The sequence below is a fragment of the Pseudomonas sp. NPDC086278 genome, assembly GCF_050280905.1.
Taxonomy (GTDB): Bacteria; Pseudomonadota; Gammaproteobacteria; order Pseudomonadales; family Pseudomonadaceae; genus Aquipseudomonas.
Genome location: NZ_JBNNWE010000063.1, coordinates 1 through 20,573, shown reverse-complemented (window position 1 = coordinate 20,573; position 20,573 = coordinate 1). Strand labels below are relative to the sequence as shown.

21 protein-coding genes are annotated in these 20,573 nt (G+C 59.0%); 3 read left to right on the top strand and 18 right to left on the bottom strand.

Translation table 11 applies throughout. The features are described 5' to 3' along the window. Positions 1-2: 2 nt before the first annotated feature. The 5 genes from ACQKP4_RS19275 to ACQKP4_RS19255 form a co-directional block, all read right to left on the bottom strand. Positions 3-614, bottom strand: coding sequence for a phage baseplate assembly protein V (locus tag ACQKP4_RS19275; RefSeq protein ID WP_427635229.1), 612 nt, complete (start codon positions 612-614; stop codon positions 3-5). Between the two features lie 3 nt (positions 615-617). Beyond that, entirely contained in the window at positions 618-1,130 is a 513-nt protein-coding gene (locus ACQKP4_RS19270) for a hypothetical protein (RefSeq protein ID WP_427635228.1), read from the bottom strand. Positions 1,131-1,184: 54 nt separating this feature from the next. Next, positions 1,185-1,529, bottom strand: coding sequence for a phage holin family protein (locus ACQKP4_RS19265; protein WP_427635227.1), 345 nt, complete (start codon positions 1,527-1,529; stop codon positions 1,185-1,187). A gap of 145 nt (positions 1,530-1,674) precedes the next feature. Then, a complete protein-coding gene (locus tag ACQKP4_RS19260) occupies positions 1,675-2,085 on the bottom strand; it encodes a tail fiber assembly protein (protein WP_427635226.1) in 411 nt (136 codons plus the stop codon). Positions 2,086-2,618: 533 nt separating this feature from the next. Further along, the gene (locus ACQKP4_RS19255) at positions 2,619-3,353 is read right to left on the bottom strand and encodes a LexA family transcriptional regulator (RefSeq protein WP_427635225.1); all 735 of its coding nucleotides are present in this window, start codon (positions 3,351-3,353) and stop codon (positions 2,619-2,621) included. A 200-nt stretch (positions 3,354-3,553) separates the two neighbouring features. On the opposite strand from ACQKP4_RS19255, the gene mutS reads away from it, so the two are divergent. Both mutS and fdxA read left to right on the top strand, forming a co-directional pair. Continuing rightward, complete coding sequence (gene mutS / locus ACQKP4_RS19250) at positions 3,554-6,133, top strand: DNA mismatch repair protein MutS (RefSeq protein ID WP_427635224.1); 2,580 nt, start codon at positions 3,554-3,556, stop codon at positions 6,131-6,133. 142 nt (positions 6,134-6,275) lie between these two features. Further along, entirely contained in the window at positions 6,276-6,599 is a 324-nt protein-coding gene (gene fdxA, locus ACQKP4_RS19245; RefSeq protein WP_427635223.1) for a ferredoxin FdxA, read from the top strand. A 472-nt stretch (positions 6,600-7,071) separates the two neighbouring features. Here the strand turns inward: fdxA and rpoS are convergent, their stop codons facing one another. The 8 genes from rpoS to ACQKP4_RS19205 all read right to left on the bottom strand — a co-directional run bounded on the left by rpoS (position 7,072) and on the right by ACQKP4_RS19205 (position 14,374). Continuing rightward, a complete protein-coding gene (gene rpoS / locus ACQKP4_RS19240; protein ID WP_056856224.1) occupies positions 7,072-8,079 on the bottom strand; it encodes an RNA polymerase sigma factor RpoS in 1,008 nt (335 codons plus the stop codon). Positions 8,080-8,184: 105 nt separating this feature from the next. After that, entirely contained in the window at positions 8,185-9,042 is an 858-nt protein-coding gene (locus tag ACQKP4_RS19235) for a peptidoglycan DD-metalloendopeptidase family protein (protein WP_427635222.1), read from the bottom strand. Positions 9,043-9,253: 211 nt separating this feature from the next. After that, the gene (locus ACQKP4_RS19230) at positions 9,254-9,889 is read right to left on the bottom strand and encodes a protein-L-isoaspartate(D-aspartate) O-methyltransferase (RefSeq protein WP_427635247.1); all 636 of its coding nucleotides are present in this window, start codon (positions 9,887-9,889) and stop codon (positions 9,254-9,256) included. Positions 9,890-9,930: 41 nt separating this feature from the next. Continuing rightward, complete coding sequence (gene surE / locus ACQKP4_RS19225) at positions 9,931-10,680, bottom strand: 5'/3'-nucleotidase SurE (protein WP_427635221.1); 750 nt, start codon at positions 10,678-10,680, stop codon at positions 9,931-9,933. Continuing rightward, the gene (gene truD, locus ACQKP4_RS19220) at positions 10,668-11,726 is read right to left on the bottom strand and encodes a tRNA pseudouridine(13) synthase TruD (RefSeq protein WP_427635220.1); all 1,059 of its coding nucleotides are present in this window, start codon (positions 11,724-11,726) and stop codon (positions 10,668-10,670) included. Before truD ends, surE begins: the two co-directional genes overlap by 13 nt. Next, the gene (gene ispF / locus ACQKP4_RS19215; protein ID WP_427635219.1) at positions 11,723-12,196 is read right to left on the bottom strand and encodes a 2-C-methyl-D-erythritol 2,4-cyclodiphosphate synthase; all 474 of its coding nucleotides are present in this window, start codon (positions 12,194-12,196) and stop codon (positions 11,723-11,725) included. Before ispF ends, truD begins: the two co-directional genes overlap by 4 nt. A 211-nt stretch (positions 12,197-12,407) precedes the next feature. Then, on the bottom strand, positions 12,408-13,253 hold the full coding sequence (gene fghA / locus ACQKP4_RS19210) for an S-formylglutathione hydrolase (RefSeq protein ID WP_427635218.1): 846 nt from the start codon (positions 13,251-13,253) through the stop codon (positions 12,408-12,410). An 8-nt stretch (positions 13,254-13,261) separates the two neighbouring features. Further along, positions 13,262-14,374: an S-(hydroxymethyl)glutathione dehydrogenase/class III alcohol dehydrogenase gene (locus tag ACQKP4_RS19205; RefSeq protein ID WP_427635217.1), complete on the bottom strand. Its 1,113-nt coding sequence runs from the start codon at positions 14,372-14,374 to the stop codon at positions 13,262-13,264. 106 nt (positions 14,375-14,480) lie between these two features. Between ACQKP4_RS19205 and ACQKP4_RS19200 the strand changes: the two genes are divergently transcribed. Then, complete coding sequence (locus ACQKP4_RS19200) at positions 14,481-15,377, top strand: LysR substrate-binding domain-containing protein (protein ID WP_427635216.1); 897 nt, start codon at positions 14,481-14,483, stop codon at positions 15,375-15,377. 145 nt (positions 15,378-15,522) lie between these two features. Here ACQKP4_RS19200 and ispD read toward each other — a convergent pair whose 3' ends face one another. The 5 genes from ispD to ACQKP4_RS19175 all read right to left on the bottom strand — a co-directional run bounded on the left by ispD (position 15,523) and on the right by ACQKP4_RS19175 (position 20,520). Then, positions 15,523-16,230 carry a 2-C-methyl-D-erythritol 4-phosphate cytidylyltransferase gene (gene ispD, locus ACQKP4_RS19195; protein WP_427635215.1) on the bottom strand — a complete coding sequence of 236 codons (708 nt, stop codon included), beginning with the start codon at positions 16,228-16,230 and terminating at the stop codon, positions 15,523-15,525. Next, positions 16,227-16,505 (bottom strand): cell division protein FtsB, encoded by a 279-nt coding sequence (ftsB, locus tag ACQKP4_RS19190; RefSeq protein ID WP_008028992.1) that lies wholly within the window; start codon positions 16,503-16,505, stop codon positions 16,227-16,229. Before ftsB ends, ispD begins: the two co-directional genes overlap by 4 nt. A gap of 170 nt (positions 16,506-16,675) precedes the next feature. Continuing rightward, on the bottom strand, positions 16,676-17,965 hold the full coding sequence (gene eno / locus ACQKP4_RS19185; RefSeq protein WP_427635214.1) for a phosphopyruvate hydratase: 1,290 nt from the start codon (positions 17,963-17,965) through the stop codon (positions 16,676-16,678). Positions 17,966-18,121: 156 nt separating this feature from the next. Beyond that, entirely contained in the window at positions 18,122-18,967 is an 846-nt protein-coding gene (gene kdsA / locus ACQKP4_RS19180; protein ID WP_427635213.1) for a 3-deoxy-8-phosphooctulonate synthase, read from the bottom strand. Between the two features lie 5 nt (positions 18,968-18,972). After that, positions 18,973-20,520: a CTP synthase gene (locus ACQKP4_RS19175; protein ID WP_427635246.1), complete on the bottom strand. Its 1,548-nt coding sequence runs from the start codon at positions 20,518-20,520 to the stop codon at positions 18,973-18,975. Between the last annotated feature and the right edge of the window lie 53 nt (positions 20,521-20,573).

The window sequence follows — 20,573 nt, the reverse complement described above, 5'->3', positions numbered from 1 at the left end:
CTTTATGCGGTGCTGATGACTCGACCCTGGTGATCAACCACCGGACCGCTCAGGTGCACACCGGATGCGTCGAGCAGCACGCCGCACGCGCCCAGTTGCAGGTGGATCGACTCAGGCGTCATGAAGAGCCGGGCTTGACCGATGCTTAGCTCGAGCGATTCGCGAGAGCCAATAAAGGTGGCCGGGCCGTTTTGCCAGTGCAGTGCGTGACTGGCGTCGTCGTAACCAGTTTCGGTGCCGTCCTGATAGCGGCGACGCGTCAGCGAAGCCTGCGTCGAGGCCGGCGGAAACTGGCCACCGTTGAGGCCGAACAATGCGACGGACTGGCCGCTGCTCTCACCGCCGCCGTGGTTCAGCAACATGCACTGCTCGCCGACAGAGGGAATGCGCGACTCGCTTTGGGCACCGGCGCTCGGGTTGAAAAACCGGATCGCCGGGGTCAGCAACTCACCGTGGCGAACCCTGCACGTGTTGCTGGCCGCATCGACTTCCTCGCACACGCCAATGCGGCAGAGGCTGTCAGTACGCCGATACAGGTCTTCCATTTCGGTTTCCATTTCGGCCAGACGCTCGATGATCGGGCCCAGTTGCTGGCTGATAAGTGCATCGAACATGGATTACTCCTCAAGTGCCTGGTATTGATCCGGATCGTCGATGTCCGATACCTCCCAGGTGCGGGCGAATTTCGGGGTGCCCAATGGGTCGTCCAGCAGGACTGGGCCGAGGTACAAGGCCTGAGTGAAGGAAACGGTCCAGGCGTAGTACTCCTTTAAGCCGTTGGTGAACGTCGACGCGATGCCGTCGATATTCATCGGCAGGTCGCATTGATCGCCGGGCAGTTTCCAGCGGTTGTCAGTGACCAGGTTTTTCAAATCGCTGCCCAAGTCGCAGGCCGCCAGGCCGGAAGTGGGCAGAACGACCTGCAACGAAACGGTCAGTACATGGGCGATGCGCCCATCCCTGGATCGGACACCCGGTGCATCGTGTTCGAGGGCAATCAGCACCCATGCCGAATCGCCCGTACTGTCGAAATCCTGATGACTCCCGACCCGCAAATCCGGAACGGCGATGCGCAATGCCTCGGCAATGGCGGTAAACAGCTGTGAAGGTTTTTCGATGACGGCCGGCATTAGTGGCCTCCTGTTTCAGATACGCAGGTGAAGATCAGCGACGCCGCCTCACGATTAATCAGGGCGAGAATCGCGCGGCGACACATCGCAAACACCAATCCGCTTCGCCGCCCAGCGTTCGTAAAGCCCGATGGCCACATCCGCCCCGGCCATCGCCGTCAGGCAACCAAAGGCGCAGGCCGTCCAGATCGACACGCCGGCGGCGTACAGCAGCATGATTGCCGACACGCCGCAGACCATGCAGGCCCCCGACCGCAACGCCAGACGTCGCAGCAATGACCAGCCGCGAGCGCCCTCCTTGTCGGCGCGCCACATTTCGCCGGATACCCCGCCTACCAGGGCGAGGACGATGACGAGCCAGATCGGCATCTCCAGCAACGCTTGTTGCTCGTTTGTCATGTCACGCCTCCTGGGGTGATTGATTTGAGTCTTTCAACGGTGTCACTTGAATGGCCTGACGCCAGGTAGGCATTCAAAAAAGCCCGGCGATGGCCGGGCTTTTCAGTAATGCGGTCCTGCTTTCAGACTTAACTGTGGAAAGGAGTCAGAAAGGCGCTACGGGCCAGTTGATAGTGAAAGGAAAGTCGGGCTGCTGAGCCACTTCACTCACTGCAACGAAGTACTGCTTGTACGCCAGGGTCAACGCTTCTTCAGCAGGGCTGGCGACGCCGATATCGACTTTGTAATGCACCGGGTTGTTCAGCAGCCAAGTGACAGCGGCGTTCAGCAGCTGGATCCTTTTACCTTCTGCGTCGTTGCGCAGGGCTTGTTCTGTCGGCTTGGTAAATGTCCAGCCCGGGTACATATACGTTGCGCGGTACCCCAACCCGATGTCAGCGACACCTGTGACATCCACCCACTGAAACCATGGGGGAGAGTCGGCAGGCTTACCTTGATCGGTCTCCAACAGCTGGGTAACGACATTTGAAAATTCGATTTTTGCGTATAGGGCCATATTCAAACTCCTTGATTGTCATGTTCAGCAAATGCTGATTCGCTTCTGCATCCCTTCTCGCGTGAAGACAGCCGCTTCACACTCACCCGGCGTGGCGAGGTCAGGTAGGCATTCCAAAAAGCCCGGAGCGTTCCAGGCTTTTCAGTAATGCGGTCCTTCGCGTTGACCTTTCGGCGCTACTGGCGCGGTACGGGTCCATTCAGATTGTTTTTCCGACCGCGGTCCCTGCCCGCCGGATAACTGCTTCTGGTGCTTTACGCTGCACACCCGGGTCAGTTGCCAACCCTCTGAACCGTTGAGGCCGGTTCATCGCTGCCTTTGGTGGAACTAAAGAACTTCGTTTCGAGCTGCTTTGTTGAGCGGCTTGAGACAAAGAATATGCATGGATGCATATACAGTCAATGCATAAATGCATTTATTTATGCGCATTCAATGCGCTAGCGCATGGAAGCTGCGCAGGGAAAGGCTTTGGCCGTTTTCGGCAGACGAAAAAAAACCCGCTCATGGCGGGTTTTTATCTGACAACGGTGAGATTAACGGGCGTACATGCCCCACCAGAAGACATGACCAAGGATGACGATCTGTTCCTCCTGGATTTCGTGGAAGGTGTAGTCCTCATCCGGATGCTCGTCACGATTGAAGCTGCGCAGCCGAATCCCGGTGGGCAAGCGATACAGCTGTTTCACCCGCAGCTGACCGTTATGGTTGATCGCATAAAGGTCACCATCGATGATGTCGCCGATCCCGCATTTGCCGGCATTCACGCCGACGGTGGCGCCATCGCGCAGCACCGGCAACATGCTGTTGCCACGTACGGTTACGCACTTAGCCTGGTCGAACTGCACACCGTTGTGACGCAGGCTGCGCTTGCCGAAGCGCAGGCTGGAGCGCTCGCTCTCTTCGATGACGAATCTTCCCGATCCAGCCGCCAATTCAACCTCGCGAAGAAAGGGGACCGACACCTCGTCGTCATTGACGGGCGTATCGTCGTCCCACAGGCTTATGTCCTTGAGTTCGGAATGCAGTTCACCGCGCCCGGCATTGGCCGGGGCAGCGACATCCGCGCGGCCACGCAACTGGTCGGTGCTCACGGCGAAGTACTCGGCGATCTTCGAGATGTGTTTATCCGAGGGATCGACAATCTTCCCGCTGAGAATTCGCGAGAGAGTGGATTGAGGCACGCCGGTGCGACGGTGAAGCTCCGTGGGGGAGATCCCGTGCTGATCGAGCAGCGCTCTTAAGACAGAAGAAACATTGCGTTTTTGCATAGGGCGCATAGTGCTTGATGTTTTTTCAGAAAACAAATGCTGATATGCATAGCCGCTGAATAAAAAGCAGACATGTACCGCAGAGCTTTCATGCCTGCGTCGGGCAGACCGCCCATGGTAATCTTGCGCCCATCGCGGAAAAGCCGGGCCAATGCCCCTCCTTTGCCCTACACCTTTCAACGAGTTTTCCTGAATTTCCGATGAATAAAGCCCTCTCCGATCTGTCCAGCCACACGCCGATGATGCAGCAATACTGGCGCCTGAAGAATCAGCACCCAGACCAGCTGATGTTCTATCGCATGGGCGACTTCTACGAGATTTTCTACGAAGACGCGAAGAAGGCCGCCAAGCTGCTGGACATCACCCTGACCGCTCGCGGGCAGTCGGCGGGCCAGGCGATTCCGATGTGCGGAATTCCTTACCACGCGGCGGAAGGTTACCTGGCGAAACTGGTCAAGCTCGGCGAGTCCGTGGTGATCTGTGAGCAGGTCGGCGACCCGGCGACCAGCAAGGGTCCGGTGGATCGTCAGGTGGTGCGGATCATTACGCCGGGGACGGTGAGTGATGAAGCTCTGCTGGATGAGCGTCGGGACAATCTGATCGCGGCGGTATTGGGTGACGAGCGTCTGTTCGGCCTGGCAGTGCTTGACATCACCAGCGGCAATTTCACGGTGCTGGAGATTAAAGGCTGGGAAAACCTGCTGGCGGAACTGGAGCGGGTCAATCCGGTAGAGCTGATGATCCCGGATGACTGGCCGAAAGATTTGCCGGCAGAGAAACGCCGTGGGGTTCGTCGCCGTGCGCCGTGGGATTTTGAGCGCGACTCGGCACTGAAAAGTCTGTGCCAGCAATTTTCCACCCAGGATTTGAAAGGCTTCGGCTGCGAAAACCTGACCCTGGCCATCGGCGCCGCCGGCTGCCTGCTCAGCTACGCCAAGGAAACCCAGCGCACCGCCCTGCCGCATTTGCGCAGTTTGCGGCACGAACGTCTGGACGACACCGTGGTGCTGGATGGCGCGAGCCGCCGCAACCTGGAACTGGACACCAACCTCGCCGGCGGTCGCGACAACACCCTGCAATCGGTCGTCGACCGCTGCCAAACTGCCATGGGCAGCCGTTTGCTGACGCGCTGGCTGAACCGCCCTCTGCGTGATCTCAAAATATTGCTGGCGCGCCAGTCATCAATCACCTGTCTGCTCGACAGTTACCGTTTCGAGAAGCTGCAACCGCAGCTCAAGGAAATCGGCGACATCGAGCGGATTCTGGCGCGAATCGGTTTGCGCAATGCACGTCCTCGCGACCTCGCTCGCCTGCGCGACGCACTCGGCGCTCTGCCAGAGCTGCAAGTCGCGATGACCGAACTCGAAGCGCCGCACATCATTGAACTGGCGCGGATCACCAGCACCTACCCGGAGCTGGCGGCGCTGTTGGAGAAAGCCATCATCGACAACCCGCCAGCGGTCATTCGTGACGGCGGCGTGTTGAAAACCGGTTACGACGCCGAACTGGACGACTTGCAGTCGCTGAGCGAAAACGCCGGCCAGTTCCTGATCGACCTGGAAGCACGCGAAAAGGCCCGTACCGGCCTGTCGCACCTGAAAGTCGGTTACAACCGCATTCACGGTTACTTCATCGAATTGCCGAGCAAGCAGGCCGAATCCGCCCCGGCCGACTACATTCGCCGTCAGACGCTCAAAGGCGCCGAGCGCTTTATTACTCCGGAACTGAAAGCGTTTGAAGACAAGGCACTGTCGGCCAAGAGCCGTGCCCTCGCCCGCGAAAAGATGCTTTACGAAGCATTGCTCGAGGACCTGATCGCGCAACTGCCGCCGCTGCAAGACACCGCCGCTGCACTCGCCGAACTGGACGTGCTGAGCAACCTCGCCGAGCGTGCCCTGAACCTTGACCTGAACTGCCCGCGCTTCGTCGACGAGCCGTGCATGCGCATCACCCAGGGTCGTCACCCGGTGGTCGAGCAAGTACTGACGACGCCGTTCGTGGCCAACGACCTGAGCCTCGACGACAACACACGCATGCTGGTGATTACCGGTCCGAACATGGGCGGTAAATCCACCTACATGCGCCAGACCGCGTTGATCGTGTTGCTGGCGCACATCGGCAGCTTCGTGCCCGCGGCCAGTTGCGAATTGTCGCTGGTGGACCGGATCTTCACCCGGATCGGTTCCAGCGATGACTTGGCCGGTGGCCGTTCGACGTTCATGGTCGAAATGAGTGAAACCGCGAACATTCTGCACAATGCCACCGAGCGCAGCCTGGTGCTGATGGACGAAGTCGGTCGCGGCACCAGCACCTTCGACGGTCTGTCCCTGGCCTGGGCTGCCGCCGAGCGTTTGGCGCATCTGCGGGCCTACACACTGTTCGCCACTCACTACTTTGAGCTGACGGTATTACCGGAAGCCCAGCCGCTGGTGGCCAACGTGCACCTCAACGCCACGGAGCACAACGAACGCATCGTGTTCCTGCATCACGTGTTGCCTGGGCCGGCCAGCCAGAGTTATGGTCTGGCGGTTGCGCAACTGGCGGGTGTGCCGAGCGAAGTGATTGTTCGCGCGCGTGAGCATTTGGGTCGACTGGAAGCCACCGCCCTGCCGCATGAAGTTCCTGCGCCTGCCAAGGGCAAACCGGCCACGCCACAACAGAGCGACATGTTCGCCAGCCTGCCGCACCCGGTGCTGGATGACCTGGCCAAACTGGATCTGGATGACATGACGCCGCGTCGTGCACTTGAAATGCTCTATACACTAAAGACACGGATCTAACGCACTTGCCTGCAAGCTGTTAGAATCTCGCGCGGTTTGGGATGCTGCAGGCTAATAGCCTGGCCTGCAGACTATCGCTCCCGAACCTGGCGACCCCAACGTGAAGGGGCTCCGCTGCCGCCGCCTGAGGAGAAAATTAGAAATGACCTTCGTCGTCACCGACAACTGCATCAAGTGCAAGTACACCGACTGCGTAGAAGTTTGTCCGGTGGACTGCTTTTACGAAGGCCCGAATTTCCTGGTGATCCACCCGGATGAGTGCATCGACTGCGCACTGTGCGAACCAGAATGCCCTGCCGTGGCCATCTTCTCCGAAGATGAAGTACCGGCCGGCATGGAAAACTTCATTCAGCTGAACATGGAGTTGGCCGAAGTATGGCCGAACATCACTGAGCGCAAGGATCCGCTGCCGGATTCCGCCGAGTGGGATGGCAAGCCAGGCAAGATCGAACAGCTCGAACGCTGATTTCCCTCGCGTTCTCAAAAAGGCCCCTAGCGGGCCTTTTTGCTTTTTTGCGGGCAAAAAAAGGGGCGGTTTGACCCGCCCACATTTTTCCCTATTCCCTGTGTTCCTTTTCATCGTCCTGATGAACCGCTTCCTGCGATGTCCATTCCCCTCATCCTTGAAGGGCGTGTCTATCCGTCGACACAGTTCAGATACTAGAGAATTCCCTGTCAGGAGCAATCGACCCAAATTGGCCAAAACGCCAGTCATATGCTCTTAATATTTAATAATAAGCATATAAATCAATAAGATAGAGATAACGCTGTAGGAAAATGTACTACTGCAACCCTATAAACATAACGAACACTTACGAGAGAGTAAGCGAAGACTTACAACGCAAGACTACAAAGCTGCGACTGTTGCCCCTGAACTTACAGGCAATAAAAAACCCCGAATCATTCGGGGTCTCTTACTACCGGTCAATACCAGCCACTTATTGAAACAGCGACTCGCTCGACAAGCCGTTCTTCTCGAGAATCTCGCGAAGACGCTTCAGGCCTTCTACCTGAATTTGCCTGACTCGTTCCCGGGTCAAGCCGATTTCCAGGCCCACATCCTCAAGCGTGCTGCTCTCGTGACCGCGCAGACCGAAGCGTCGCACCACCACTTCGCGCTGCTTGTCGGTCAGCTCCGACAGCCATTGATCGATGCTCTGGGACAGGTCGTCGTCCTGCAGCAGCTCGCATGGATCGGTAGGACGGTCGTCCGTCAGGGTGTCCAGCAGGGTTTTATCCGAATCCGGACCCAGCGAGACGTCGACCGAGGAAACCCGCTCGTTCAAGCCCAGCATGCGCTTGACCTCTGCCACTGGTTTTTCCAGCAGGTTGGCGATTTCTTCGGGTGAGGGTTCGTGGTCGAGTTTTTGCGTCAGCTCCCGTGCAGCCCGCAGGTACACATTGAGTTCCTTGACCACATGGATCGGCAACCGGATGGTCCGGGTCTGATTCATGATCGCGCGTTCGATGGTCTGACGAATCCACCACGTGGCGTAGGTCGAGAAGCGGAAGCCGCGCTCGGGGTCGAACTTCTCCACCGCCCGGATCAGGCCGAGGTTGCCCTCTTCGATCAGGTCCAGCAGCGACAGCCCACGATTGACGTAGCGCCGGGCGATTTTCACCACCAGCCGCAGATTACTTTCAATCATGCGCTTGCGTCCGGCCGGATCGCCACTTTGCGACAAGCGCGCAAAATGAACTTCTTCTTCCGGAGACAGCAATGGGGAGAACCCGATTTCATTGAGGTACAACTGCGTGGCATCGAGTGCCCGCGTGTAGTCGATGTACTTGTGCTGCTTTAGCGAAGCGGAGTGTTTGGATTTGGCACGAACGGAAGGTGGAGCAGCCCCTTCATCATTCGACATCGAATCCGTACCGATGCCGGTCTCCATCAGGAGAACCTCATCGTCGATGTCAAACTCCGGCACTTCTTTACTGAGAGCCATTGTTATAGTCCTTTGGTGAGTTCGACCTCAAGCTCAAGCGGCGCCTTTATCCTTGGCAACGCTGGAGCCTGTTCCCTCTACGTGACGGAACAGGCTGACAACAAATCAACGACGTGGCAGGAATTGCAGCGGATCTACAGGTTTACCTTGTCGGCGAATCTCAAAATGCAGTTTCACCCGGTCTGTACCCGTTGACCCCATTTCGGCAATTGTCTGTCCGACTTTGACCTGCTGCCCCTCCCGAACCAACAGCCTGCGGTTATGTCCGTAGGCACTGACGTAGGTATCGCTGTGTTTGATGATGACTAATTCGCCGTAGCCCCTTAAGCCACTCCCGGCGTATACCACCGTCCCATCAGACGCAGCTAAAACAGGCTGTCCCAAATCCCCGGCGATATCAATTCCTTTATTCAAACTACCGTTTGAAGAGAATTTTCCAATCAGAATGCCATTAGATGGCCATCCCCAGCCGGTCGGGGCCGGACCGGCGGGAGGCAATGGAGCGGGTGCCGGCTTGCTGGCGACGGACGGTGCAACCACTGCTGTACTGGTCGTTGCGCCGTTCGGCTGGCGCCGGATTACCGTGGTTTTCAGCGATGACGAAGGCGTTGAGTCCGACGCAGTGGCGACCGGCGCCGACGTTGAACCCGGGCGCCCATCGAAGCGAATTGTCTGACCCGGATGAATCGTGTACGGCGTAGGAATGTTGTTCCGCGCGGCGAGGGCTTTGTAGTCCCAGCCGTAGCGAAAAGCGATCGAGAACAGCGTGTCTTTAGGACGGACGACGTACTGCCCCGTGGTCACTGCCGGCCGCTGGGCGACCGCATTGTTGCGATCGACAACGCGCACGTCACTCGTTTTGGAACTGGAGCAACCGACCAGCAAGGTGCTCAAGACGAGGCCAGTCAACAGGCGCTGAAAGCTCTTTGTACTCATACGCTGCGCAATGACTGTGAGACTCACCCGCCGCTCCCTTTCTGGTGGCTGAAAATGTGGATTGCCCTGTTTCGGCACAAAGTGTCGCAAGTATAACGGGCCGAACGGGCTTTACCTTTAATGAAGCGATATGGCTTCGCGCACACGTTTATCGACGGGCGATGATTCCCGTTTAACCATTCGTTGCCGCTGTAAGACAGAAGCAAGCGACGAGAATTCAGCACGCCTGAACAAATGCTCAGGCCAGTGGCCCGTTGAGCAATGGCACAAAGCGCACTGCCCCCAGAACGTGTCGGGAAAAGCCATTTTCCTCGCGGATGATCAGCATCAATTGCTGCACCTCACCGGATCCGACCGGTATGACCAGCCGCCCCCCCGGGGCCAGTTGATCGAGCAACGCCTGAGGGACGTCCGTGGCCACCGCGGTGACAATAATCCCGTTATAAGGCGCCAATGCCGGCCAGCCCTCCCAGCCATCGCCCCAACGGAAAACCACGTTGCGCAGGTTCAGTTCGACCAGGCGTTCCTTGGCCCGGTCCTGCAAAACCTTGATGCGTTCCACCGAGAACACCCGCTCGACCAGCTGCGACAAGACAGCCGTCTGATAACCCGAACCGGTGCCGATCTCCATGACCTTGTCGAGCGGGCCGGCCTCCAGCAGCAACTCGCTCATGCGAGCCACCATATAAGGCTGGGAGATGGTCTGGTTGTGACCGATCGGCAGCGCCGTGTCTTCATAGGCGCGGTGCGCCAGCGCTTCATCCACAAACAGATGACGCGGCGTACGGCGGATGACCTCCAGCACCTTGGCGTTGGAAACCCCCTCCTCATACAGGCGCTGAATCAGACGCTCGCGGGTTCGTTGCGAAGTCATCCCGATGCCGCGGCGCAGAATATCGTCTTGTTCACGAGCCATTAACGCAGCCCCTCCAGCCAGCCATCGAGACTTCTGAAGGCATCATTGAAGGTGCGATCCAGTTGCAGTGGGGTGATGGAAACATAGCCTTGCATTACCGCGTGAAAGTCGGTGCCTGGGCCGCCGTCTTCAGCATCCCCGGCCGCGGCGATCCAGTAGCCGGATCTGCCACGCGGATCGACCACTTTCATCGGTGCCGCCGCCCGCGCCCGGTGGCCGAGGCGAGTCAGCTGAATACCGCGGATGTGATCCAGCGGCAAGTTGGGAATGTTCACGTTCAACACCGTACGCGGTGGCAGATCAAGGCCTGCGTGGGCCTCGACAAGCTTGCGTGCAAAGTAGCTGGCGGTAGGAAGATTCTCCACTTGCCGTGAGACCAACGAGAAAGCGAAGGACGGACGCTCAAGGAAACGCCCTTCAAGCGCTGCCGCCACGGTGCCGGAATACAGCACATCGTCGCCCAGATTGGCGCCGAGATTGATGCCCGACACCACCATGTCCGGTTGGCGCTCCAGCAAACCGTGAAGGCCCAGGTGCACACAATCGGTCGGGGTGCCATTGAGGCTGATAAAGCCATTGGCCAAAGCGTGCGGATGCAGCGGACGGTCGAGCGTCAGCGAACTGCTGGCGCCGCTTTTGTCCTGGTCCGGGGCGATAACCACGCATTCGGTGTAGTCCGCCAGCGCAGCATAAAGCGCGGCGAGTCCGGGTGCGGTTACCCCATCGTCGTTAGAAATCAGAATACGCATGGGCTGTCCGTCTGCCCCACCGGCACCAGATCGACGAGTTCGCGCACCAATACGGTGGCGAAGCATCCGGCCGGGAGGACGAATTCCAGTTGCAGAATGTCAGGCTCGGGATAATGCCACGTCAACCCACCAATGGGCAGTCGCAGGATGCGACGTTCGTGGCTCATTCCGGCGTTAATCAACCAGTCGCGCAAGTCTGCTTCGCGAGCGGCGATTTCCTGCTCCAGTACATGGACAGCGCCGGTCGCCGGCGAGTCACCTTCGCCCCACTGTGGGCCGGTCGGGTGCAGGTCGAGAATTGCCAGGCGCGGGTCGCTGCACTCGGCTTCACCTGCCGGGAAGAAACTGCGGCTGTCGGTGAAAGCCAGCAGATCGCCAACCTGCGCTCGTTGCCAGGTGCCATCGGTAACCCGCGCCGCCAGTACCTGATTGAACAGAAAACTGCGCGCAGTAGACAGCAGGCGCGAACGCACGTTGCGCTGCTCGGGCAACGCCTTGCGAGCCGCCCACCCACGGGCATCGACCACATTGCCGCCGTCGAAGCCAAAGCGCTGGGCGCCGAAATAATTGGGAACACCCTGCCGGGCGATCAGTTGCAGCCGTGCTTCAATCGCCGCTTTGTCGCCGGCAAATTGCGTCAGGCGCAAAGTGAAGCCATTGGCCGAGTGAGCACCGCGCTGCAGCTTGCGCTTGTGCCGACCGGTCTTGAGAATTTTCAGTGTGTCGTTTTCAGCGGCCGACAAATCAGGATCAGCCTTTCCGGGCAGTTGCACGCTGAACCACTGACGCGTCAGCGCCTGGCGGTCCTTGAGGCCCGCATAACTGACAGTGCGCAATGGCACGCCCGCCGCCTTGGCGATTCGCCGCGCCGCTTCTTCGGTATTCAGGCCGCGTTTTTCCACCCAGATCCACAGGTGTTCGCCATCGCCACTGAGGGGGATATCGAGCACTTCATCGACCTGAAAATCTTCCGCCGTGGCTTTTAAAACCGCCGTGCCAAGGGCGTCGCCGTAGGCACGCGGGCCGAGCAATTGCGCGTCGTTCATGCGCGCAACAACAAGGCAACGGAATGCACGGCAATACCTTCTTCGCGACCGACAAAGCCGAGCTTTTCGGTGGTGGTAGCTTTCACGTTCACTTGATCCAACTCAACTTGAAGATCCGCGGCGATCAGCGCGCGCATCGATTCGATATGCGGGGCCATTTTCGGCGCCTGGGCGACGATGGTGTTGTCGACATTGCCGATTTTCCAGCCTTTGGCGTGGATCAGCGCGACGACGTGACGCAGCAGCGCACGGCTGTCGGCGCCCTTGAATGTCGGGTCGGTGTCGGGGAAGTGCTTGCCGATATCACCCAGCGCAGCGGCGCCGAGCAAGGCATCGCTCAAGGCGTGCAGCAGGACGTCACCGTCGGAGTGAGCGAGCAGCCCGAAGCCGTGTGCAATGCGCACGCCGCCCAGAGTAATGAAATCGCCTTCAGCGAAACGGTGCACATCATAGCCGTGGCCAATACGCATAAAAAAACGCCCCGATTTTTGTCAGGGCGTGATTCTACCTGCTTTGTCGGCCATTGGGTCTGTTGACGTTTGGTGGCGAGCCGCGTTGCAGTGCCAAGGTGTGTGAGGCAACGCGCGGGATGCAGCCAATGGTTGTTCCCTTGGCCTATCCCGCAACGCGGCATCGGGCAACTTGGCGCGCAACGCGGCCGTCACCGAACGTCAACAAACCCTACGCGCTCAGAGCGCGCGCATGATGTTGCAAGTGGTCGTCGATGAAGCTGGCGATGAAGAAATAGCTGTGGTCGTAGCCCGGTTGCAGGCGCAACGTCAGCGGATGACCGGCCAGTTTGGCCGCCTGTTGCAGGGTTTCAGGCTTGAGTTGGGTGGCGAGGAAATCGTCGCGATCACCTTGATCCACCAGCAACGGCAGCTGCTCTTCGGCCTCGGCAATCAGCGCGCAGGCATCCCATTCCCGCCATTTCGAACGGTCTTCACCCAGGAAACGGGAAAAGGCTTTTTGCCCCCAAGGGCAATCCATCGGGTTGTTGATCGGCGAGAACGCCGACACCGACTGATACCGCCCCGGATTGCGCAACGCACAGACCAGCGCGCCGTGGCCACCCATCGAGTGACCGCTGATGCCGCGTTTGTCCGACGCAGGGAAATGCGCTTCAACCAATGACGGCAATTCCTGCACGACATAGTCATGCATCCGATAGTGCCGGGACCAAGGTTCCTGCGTGGCATTCAGATAAAACCCGGCGCCCAGACCGAAGTCCCAGGCGCCATCCGGATCACCCGGCACGTCGGCGCCGCGCGGGCTGGTGTCCGGCGCCACAATGATCAGCCCCAACTGCGCTGCCATGCGCATCGCGCCGGCCTTTTGCATGAAGTTCTCGTCGGTGCAGGTCAGGCCAGAAAGCCAGTACAGCACCGGCAGCTTGCCGCCCTGCTCCGCTTGCGGCGGCAGGTACACGGCAAACACCATGTCACAGCCGAGCACCTCGGAGCGGTGCTTGTAACGTTTGTGCCAGCCGCCGAAGCTTTTCTGGCAGGAGATATTTTCCAGGCTCATGACCAACCTCAGAAATGAATGACGCTGCGGATGCTTTTGCCTTCGTGCATCAGGTCGAACGCCTTGTTGATATCTTCCAGGCCCATGGTGTGGGTGATGAAGGTATCCAGCGGGATTTCGCCGGTTTCGGCCATTTCCACATAGCTTGGCAATTCGGTACGGCCGCGCACGCCGCCGAACGCCGAACCGCGCCAGACGCGACCGGTAACCAACTGGAATGGGCGGGTGGCGATTTCCTGACCGGCACCGGCGACGCCGATGATGACCGACTCGCCCCAACCCTTGTGGCAGCACTCAAGTGCGGCACGCATCAAGTGAACGTTACCGATGCACTCGAAGGAAAAGTCGACGCCGCCATCGGTCATGTCGACGATGACTTCCTGGATCGGACGGTCGAATTCTTTCGGATTGATGCAATCGGTTGCACCGAGCTGCTTGGCGATTTCGAACTTGGCCGGGTTGATGTCGATGGCAATGATGCGACCGGCCTTGGCTTTGGCCGCGCCGATAATGGCCGACAGACCAATGCCGCCGAGGCCGAAAATCGCCACGGTATCACCTGGTTTGACCTTGGCCGTATTGAGCACCGCGCCGATCCCGGTGGTGACGCCGCAACCCAGCAGGCAGACTTTTTCCAGGGGCGCTTCTTTAGGGATCTTGGCGACGGAGATTTCCGGCAACACAGTGTATTCCGAGAACGTCGAAGTACCCATGTAGTGGAAAATCGGCTGGCCTTTGTAGGAAAAACGCGAAGTGCCGTCCGGCATCAGGCCTTTGCCCTGAGTGGCGCGAATCGCCTGGCACAGGTTGGTTTTGCCCGACAGGCAGAATTTGCACTGGCGGCATTCCGGGGTGTACAGCGGGATCACATGATCGCCCACCGCCACCGAGGTCACGCCCTCGCCGATCGCTTCGACCACCGCGCCACCTTCGTGACCGAGGATCGACGGGAAGATGCCCTCCGGGTCCGCGCCCGACAGTGTGTAGGCATCGGTGTGGCAGACACCGGAAGCAACCACGCGCAGCAGAACTTCGCCGGCCTTGGGCATGGCGACATCGACTTCGACGATCTCGAGGGGTTTCTTGGCCTCGAAGGCAACGGCAGCGCGCGACTTGATCATGTTGGTTCTCCAGTGATTTAAACGAGACAGGGAGTGTAATACGTCGGCATACGGTGAATAATCCGGACAAAAGCAAAACATTATTGCCACACAGGGATAATCATCAATGTCCGAGAACCGCTGGGAAGGGATCGACGAATTTGTTGCCGTGGCCGAGTGCAGCCAATTCACGGCTGCGGCGGAGCGGCTGGGGGTTTCTTCCTCCCACGTCAGCCGCCAGATCGTACGTCTCGAAGAGCGACTTCAGACGCGTCTGCTTTATCGCAGCACCCGTCGAGTCACGCTGACCGAGGCCGGGCAAACCTTTCTGCAACATTGCCAGCGCCTGCAAGATGGTCGCGAAGAAGCCCTGCGTGCCGTCGGTGACCTGACCAGCGAACCCAAAGGCATGCTGCGCATGACCTGCGCCGTGGCGTACGGCGAGCGCTTTATCGTGCCGCTGGTGACGCGGTTCATGGGGTTGTACCCACAGCTGCGAATCGACATCGAACTGAGCAATCGTCCGCTCGACCTGGTGCACGAGGGTCTTGACCTGGCGATCCGTCTCGGTCGTCTTCAAGACTCGCGATTGGTCGCGACACGCCTGGCACCCAGACGGATGTATCTGTGCGCATCACCGTCCTACGTCGAACGGTATGGTCGCCCACACAGCGTCTCGGAGCTGAGCCGCCACAACTGCCTGATCGGCAGCTCGGACATGTGGCAACTGGAACAGAACGGGCGGGAATTTTCCCAGCGAGTCCAGGGAAATTGGCGCTGCAACAGTGGGCAAGCGGTGCTGGATGCGGCAATACAGGGCGTCGGGCTGTGTCAGTTGCCGGACTATTACGTACTCGAACACCTGAAAAGCGGCGAATTGATTTCGTTGCTGGATGCGAATCAGCCGCCAAATACTGCGGTGTGGGCGCTTTATCCACAGCAACGGCATTTGTCGCCGAAGGTGCGCAAGTTGGTGGATTACTTGAAGGAAGGGTTGGCGCAGCGGCCGGAGTATCGAAGCTGAGGCGTATTCAAGAACAGGGTTGTTGCCTGAGCCACCGCTTTCGCGAGCAATCCCGCCCCCACAGTTGACCAGGCTCTACCGGCAGCGCGCGTTCAACTGTGGGAGCGGGCTTGCTCGCGAAAGCGGTAGAGAAAACGCAAACAATCTAGTGCCGATTACCCCAACGCTGGCGCAGCCACTCCAGGTCTTCAGGGCGAGTCACCTTGAGATTGTCGGAGCGACCTTCGATCAACCGTGGCGCCAACCCCGACCACTCCATCGCCGACGCTTCATCGGTGATCAACGCATCGGCCACCAGGCTGTCGGCCAATGCCCGATGCAGCGCGCCGAGGCGAAACATCTGCGGTGTATAGGCCTGCCAGATGACGCTGCGGTCGACGGTTTCAATAACACGACCGTGCTTATCGACCCGCTTCAAGGTATCGCGCGCCGGCACCGCAAGCAGCCCACCCACTGGATCATCCGCCAGTTCACTCAGTAATTTATCGAGATCATCACGGGCCAGATTCGGCCGTGCGGCGTCGTGAACCAATACCCAATCCTCATCGTCAGCGCCCAATGCGTGCAGGTGCAGCAAGGCATTGAGCACCGACCCCGAACGCTCATCGCCGCCGTCAACCCGCTGAATGCGCGGATCGGCAGCGTACGCCAGGTTCGGCCAAAAAGGATCGTCAACCGCAAGACTGACCACCAGCCCCTTCAGGGAAGGATGATCGAGGAAACAGCCGAGGCTGTGTTCGAGAATAGTGCGCCCGCCCAGTTGCAAGTATTGCTTGGGACGGTCCGCGGCCATACGGGCACCGACGCCCGCGGCAGGAATCACGGCCCAGAAGGCCGGTAACGAAGTGTTCATTGAGCCAACTGGTAAAGGGTTTCACCGTCCTTGACCATGCCCAATTCATGGCGAGCCCGTTCTTCGACGGTCTCCATGCCTTTTTTCAGCTCACTGACTTCGGCGTCCATCACCCGGTTGCGCTCCAGCAACCCTTCGTTCTCAGCGTGTTGATCCGCGATCTGCTGAGTCAGCTCGGCCACTTGCGCCAGACTGCCATTACCCACCCACAGGCGGTATTGCAGGCCAGCCAGCAGCAAGAGCAGGACGAGGAACAACCAATTGGGACTGCGCATCGAATATCAGGTATCCAGTGAAAAAAGACAGCCATGCAAAAACTTGAAGCTTCTGACAGCACGAAGCCTGGAAAACCCAGGCTTGTGCTCTTAAGGCATCAGATTAGTGGCAAATTCATCGCTGTCGCGACTTTTCCGACACAATCCGCTGTCTTTTTATCATCTACCGATCAGCCGCGGAACTCGCCGCGACCGTTGTACTTGGCTTTGCCGTTCAACTGCTCTTCGATACGCAGCAGTTGGTTGTACTTGGAAACGCGGTCCGAGCGGCACAGGGAACCGGTTTTGATCTGGCCAGCCGCAGTGCCCACAGCCAGGTCGGCAATGGTCGAATCTTCGGTTTCGCCGGAGCGGTGCGAGATCACGGCGGTGTAACCGGCGGCCTTAGCCATCTGGATGGCTTCCAGGGTTTCGGTCAGGGTGCCGATCTGGTTGAACTTGATCAGGATCGAGTTGGCGATCTTTTTATCGATGCCTTCTTTGAGGATCTTGGTGTTGGTCACGAACAGATCGTCGCCGACCAATTGGATTTTCTCGCCGATCTTGTCGGTGAGAACCTTCCAGCCAGCCCAGTCGGATTCGTCCAGGCCATCTTCGATGGAGATGATCGGGTAGCGCTCGGTCAGGCCTTTGAGGTAGTCGGCAAAACCTTCAGAGGTGAACACGTGGCCTTCGCCGGACAGGTTGTATTTACCGTCTTCGTAGAATTCGCTGGCCGCGCAGTCCAGTGCCAGGGTCACGTCGGTGCCCAGCTTGTAACCGGCGTTGGCCACGGCTTCGGAGATCACTTTCAACGCGTCTTCGTTGGAGGCCAGGTTCGGCGCGAAACCACCTTCGTCACCGACTGCGGTGCTCAGGCCACGGGCCTTCAGCACAGCTTTCAAGTGATGGAAAATCTCGGTGCCCATGCGCAGACCTTCCGAGAACGTCTTGGCGCCCACCGGCTGAACCATGAATTCCTGGATGTCGACGTTGTTATCGGCGTGCTCGCCACCGTTGATGATGTTCATCATCGGAACCGGCATCGAGTAAACACCCGGAGTGCCGTTCAGGTTGGCAATGTGAGCGTACAGCGGCAGGTCCTGGTCCTGTGCTGCTGCCTTGGCCGCGGCCAGGGAAACGGCGAGGATCGCGTTGGCGCCCAGGGAACCTTTGTTTTCAGTACCGTCGAGCTTGATCATCGCGTGATCGAGGGCTTTCTGGTCGCTTGGGTCTTTACCCAACAGCAGGTCGCGAATCGGACCGTTGATATTGCCGACGGCTTTGAGTACGCCTTTGCCCAGGTAACGGCTCTTGTCGCCATCACGCAGCTCGAGCGCTTCACGCGAGCCAGTGGAAGCACCGGACGGCGCGCAGGCGCTACCGATGATGCCGTTATCGAGAAGCACGTCCGCTTCCACGGTGGGATTGCCACGGGAGTCGAGAACTTCACGACCTTTGATGTCGACGATTTTTGCCATTGTTGTAAACACTCCAAAGTTGACGAAAACGACGCAGCTAGAGGAAATCTTTTACCGTCGGCAAGTGGTGTGCAGCGGGCAGACTTGCGGACGATAAGGCCCAGGCCCGAGGGCCTGAACATTAAATCGTGCGGTACTTTACCGGAGAAAAGAGCTTTACGCGGTTTCTACCGTCGGAAAACTCTTGACCAGTTCGTCCAGCGCTTTGAGCTGGGCCAGGAATGGCTCCAGTTTGTCCAGACGCAAGGCGCAAGGGCCGTCGCATTTGGCATTGTCCGGGTCCGGGTGGGCTTCGAGGAACAGGCCGGCCAGCGACTGGCTCATGCCCGCCTTGGCCAGGTCGGTTACCTGGGCACGGCGACCGCCGGCGGAGTCGGAGCGACCACCGGGCATTTGCAGCGCGTGGGTCACGTCGAAGAACACCGGGTATTCGAACTGCTTCATGATGCCGAAGCCGAGCATGTCGACAACCAGGTTGTTGTAGCCAAAGCTCGAACCGCGCTCGCAAAGGATCAACTGATCGTTACCCGCTTCCACGCACTTGCTCAATATGTGTTTCATCTCGTGCGGGGCGAGGAACTGGGCTTTCTTGATGTTGATCACCGCGCCAGTCTTGGCCATCGCGACCACGAGGTCGGTCTGGCGCGACAGGAAGGCCGGCAGTTGAATGATGTCGCAGACTTCAGCGACGACCGCAGCCTGATCAGGCTCGTGGACGTCGGTGATGATCGGTATGCCGAAGGCTTGCTTGATGTCCTGGAAAATCCGCATGCCTTCTTCCAGGCCGGGGCCACGGTATGAGGTCACGGAGGAACGGTTGGCCTTGTCGAAGCTGGCCTTGAACACGTAAGGGATACCGAGTTTTTCGGTGACCTTTACGTACTCTTCGCAGACCTGCATCGCCATGTCGCGGCTTTCCAGCACGTTCATGCCACCGAACAAAACCATTGGCTTGTCGTTGGCAATCTCGATATCGCCTACGCGGATGATCTTCTGCGCCATCAGATTTACGCCTTCTTCTGGTGTTGAATCAAAGCTGCTTTAACGAAACCGCTGAACAACGGATGACCGTCACGAGGTGTCGAGGTGAACTCAGGGTGGAACTGGCAAGCGACGAACCATGGATGATCCGGGGCTTCAACCACTTCGACCAGCGCGCCATCACCGGAACGACCGGAGATTTTCAGGCCGGCGGCCATGATTTGCGGCAGCAGGTTGTTGTTCACTTCGTAGCGATGACGGTGACGCTCGACGATCACGTCCTTGGCGTAGCAGTCATGAACCAGCGAACCCGGCTCAAGCAGGCAGTCTTGCGCGCCGAGGCGCATGGTGCCGCCCAGGTCGGACGTTTCAGTACGGGTTTCGACCGCGCCGGTGGCGTCTTCCCACTCGGTGATCAGGCCCACGACCGGGTGACCGCTGGCGCGATCGAACTCGGTGGAGTTGGCGTCTTTCCAGCCCAGCACGTTACGCGCGAACTCGATGACGGCCACTTGCATGCCCAGGCAGATGCCGAGGTACGGAACCTTGTTTTCGCGAGCGTATTGAACGGCGGTGATCTTGCCTTCCACGCCACGCAGACCGAAGCCGCCCGGCACGAGGATCGCGTCGACACCTTCCAGCAGCGCGGTGCCCTGGTTTTCGATGTCTTCGGAATCGATGTAGCGCAGGTTGACCTTGGTGCGGTTGCTGATGCCGGCGTGACTCATCGCTTCGATCAGCGACTTGTAGGCGTCCAGCAGTTCCATGTACTTGCCGACCATCGCGATGGTGACTTCGTGTTCCGGGTTCAGCTTGGCGTCAACCACGGCTTCCCACTCGGACAGGTCGGCGCTGCCGCATTGCAGGCCAAAACGCTCGACAACAAAATCATCCAGGCCCTGGGAGTGCAGGATGCCCGGGATCTTGTAGATGGTGTCGGCGTCTTCCAGCGCGATCACCGCACGTTCTTCAACGTTGGTGAACTGCGCGATCTTGCGGCGCGAAGAGATGTCGATCGGGTGATCGGAACGGCAGACCAGCACGTCTGGCTGCAAGCCGATGGAACGCAGTTCCTTGACCGAGTGCTGGGTTGGTTTGGTTTTGGTTTCGCCGGCAGTCGCGATGTATGGCACCAGTGTCAGGTGCATCAGCATCGCGCGCTTGGCGCCGACTTCGAAACGCAATTGACGGATGGCTTCGAGGAACGGTTGCGACTCGATGTCACCCACGGTGCCACCGATCTCGACCATCGCCACGTCGGCATCGCCCGCGCCCTTGATGATGCGGCGCTTGATTTCGTCGGTGATGTGCGGAATCACCTGGATGGTTGCACCCAGGTAGTCACCACGGCGCTCTTTGCGCAGGACGTGTTCGTAGACACGGCCGGTGGTGAAGTTGTTGTTCTGGGTCATGGTCGTGCGGATGAACCGCTCGTAGTGGCCCAGGTCCAGGTCGGTCTCGGCGCCGTCGTGGGTGACGAACACTTCACCGTGCTGGAACGGGCTCATGGTGCCCGGGTCAACGTTGATGTACGGGTCCAGCTTCAGCATGGTGACCTTAAGTCCCCGCGTTATCGGAGTCTTCGTTCATCAGGCTTAGGCCTTCTCGCCAGCGCGCGCAAGGCGAT

What these genes read in the sequence shown, in the direction of transcription:
- ACQKP4_RS19275 (WP_427635229.1), bottom strand. Translation starts at nt 614, where the DNA reads ATGTTCGATGCACTTATCAGCCAGCAACTGGGCCCGATCATCGAGCGT.
- ACQKP4_RS19270 (WP_427635228.1), bottom strand. Translation starts at nt 1,130, where the DNA reads ATGCCGGCCGTCATCGAAAAACCTTCACAGCTGTTTACCGCCATTGCC.
- ACQKP4_RS19265 (WP_427635227.1), bottom strand. Translation starts at nt 1,529, where the DNA reads ATGACAAACGAGCAACAAGCGTTGCTGGAGATGCCGATCTGGCTCGTC.
- ACQKP4_RS19260 (WP_427635226.1), bottom strand. Translation starts at nt 2,085, where the DNA reads ATGGCCCTATACGCAAAAATCGAATTTTCAAATGTCGTTACCCAGCTG.
- ACQKP4_RS19255 (WP_427635225.1), bottom strand. Translation starts at nt 3,353, where the DNA reads ATGCAAAAACGCAATGTTTCTTCTGTCTTAAGAGCGCTGCTCGATCAG.
- mutS (WP_427635224.1), top strand. Translation starts at nt 3,554, where the DNA reads ATGAATAAAGCCCTCTCCGATCTGTCCAGCCACACGCCGATGATGCAG.
- fdxA (WP_427635223.1), top strand. Translation starts at nt 6,276, where the DNA reads ATGACCTTCGTCGTCACCGACAACTGCATCAAGTGCAAGTACACCGAC.
- rpoS (WP_056856224.1), bottom strand. Translation starts at nt 8,079, where the DNA reads ATGGCTCTCAGTAAAGAAGTGCCGGAGTTTGACATCGACGATGAGGTT.
- ACQKP4_RS19230 (WP_427635247.1), bottom strand. Translation starts at nt 9,889, where the DNA reads ATGACTTCGCAACGAACCCGCGAGCGTCTGATTCAGCGCCTGTATGAG.
- surE (WP_427635221.1), bottom strand. Translation starts at nt 10,680, where the DNA reads ATGCGTATTCTGATTTCTAACGACGATGGGGTAACCGCACCCGGACTC.
- truD (WP_427635220.1), bottom strand. Translation starts at nt 11,726, where the DNA reads ATGAACGACGCGCAATTGCTCGGCCCGCGTGCCTACGGCGACGCCCTT.
- ispF (WP_427635219.1), bottom strand. Translation starts at nt 12,196, where the DNA reads ATGCGTATTGGCCACGGCTATGATGTGCACCGTTTCGCTGAAGGCGAT.
- fghA (WP_427635218.1), bottom strand. Translation starts at nt 13,253, where the DNA reads ATGAGCCTGGAAAATATCTCCTGCCAGAAAAGCTTCGGCGGCTGGCAC.
- ACQKP4_RS19205 (WP_427635217.1), bottom strand. Translation starts at nt 14,374, where the DNA reads ATGATCAAGTCGCGCGCTGCCGTTGCCTTCGAGGCCAAGAAACCCCTC.
- ACQKP4_RS19200 (WP_427635216.1), top strand. Translation starts at nt 14,481, where the DNA reads ATGTCCGAGAACCGCTGGGAAGGGATCGACGAATTTGTTGCCGTGGCC.
- ispD (WP_427635215.1), bottom strand. Translation starts at nt 16,230, where the DNA reads ATGAACACTTCGTTACCGGCCTTCTGGGCCGTGATTCCTGCCGCGGGC.
- ftsB (WP_008028992.1), bottom strand. Translation starts at nt 16,505, where the DNA reads ATGCGCAGTCCCAATTGGTTGTTCCTCGTCCTGCTCTTGCTGCTGGCT.
- eno (WP_427635214.1), bottom strand. Translation starts at nt 17,965, where the DNA reads ATGGCAAAAATCGTCGACATCAAAGGTCGTGAAGTTCTCGACTCCCGT.
- kdsA (WP_427635213.1), bottom strand. Translation starts at nt 18,967, where the DNA reads ATGGCGCAGAAGATCATCCGCGTAGGCGATATCGAGATTGCCAACGAC.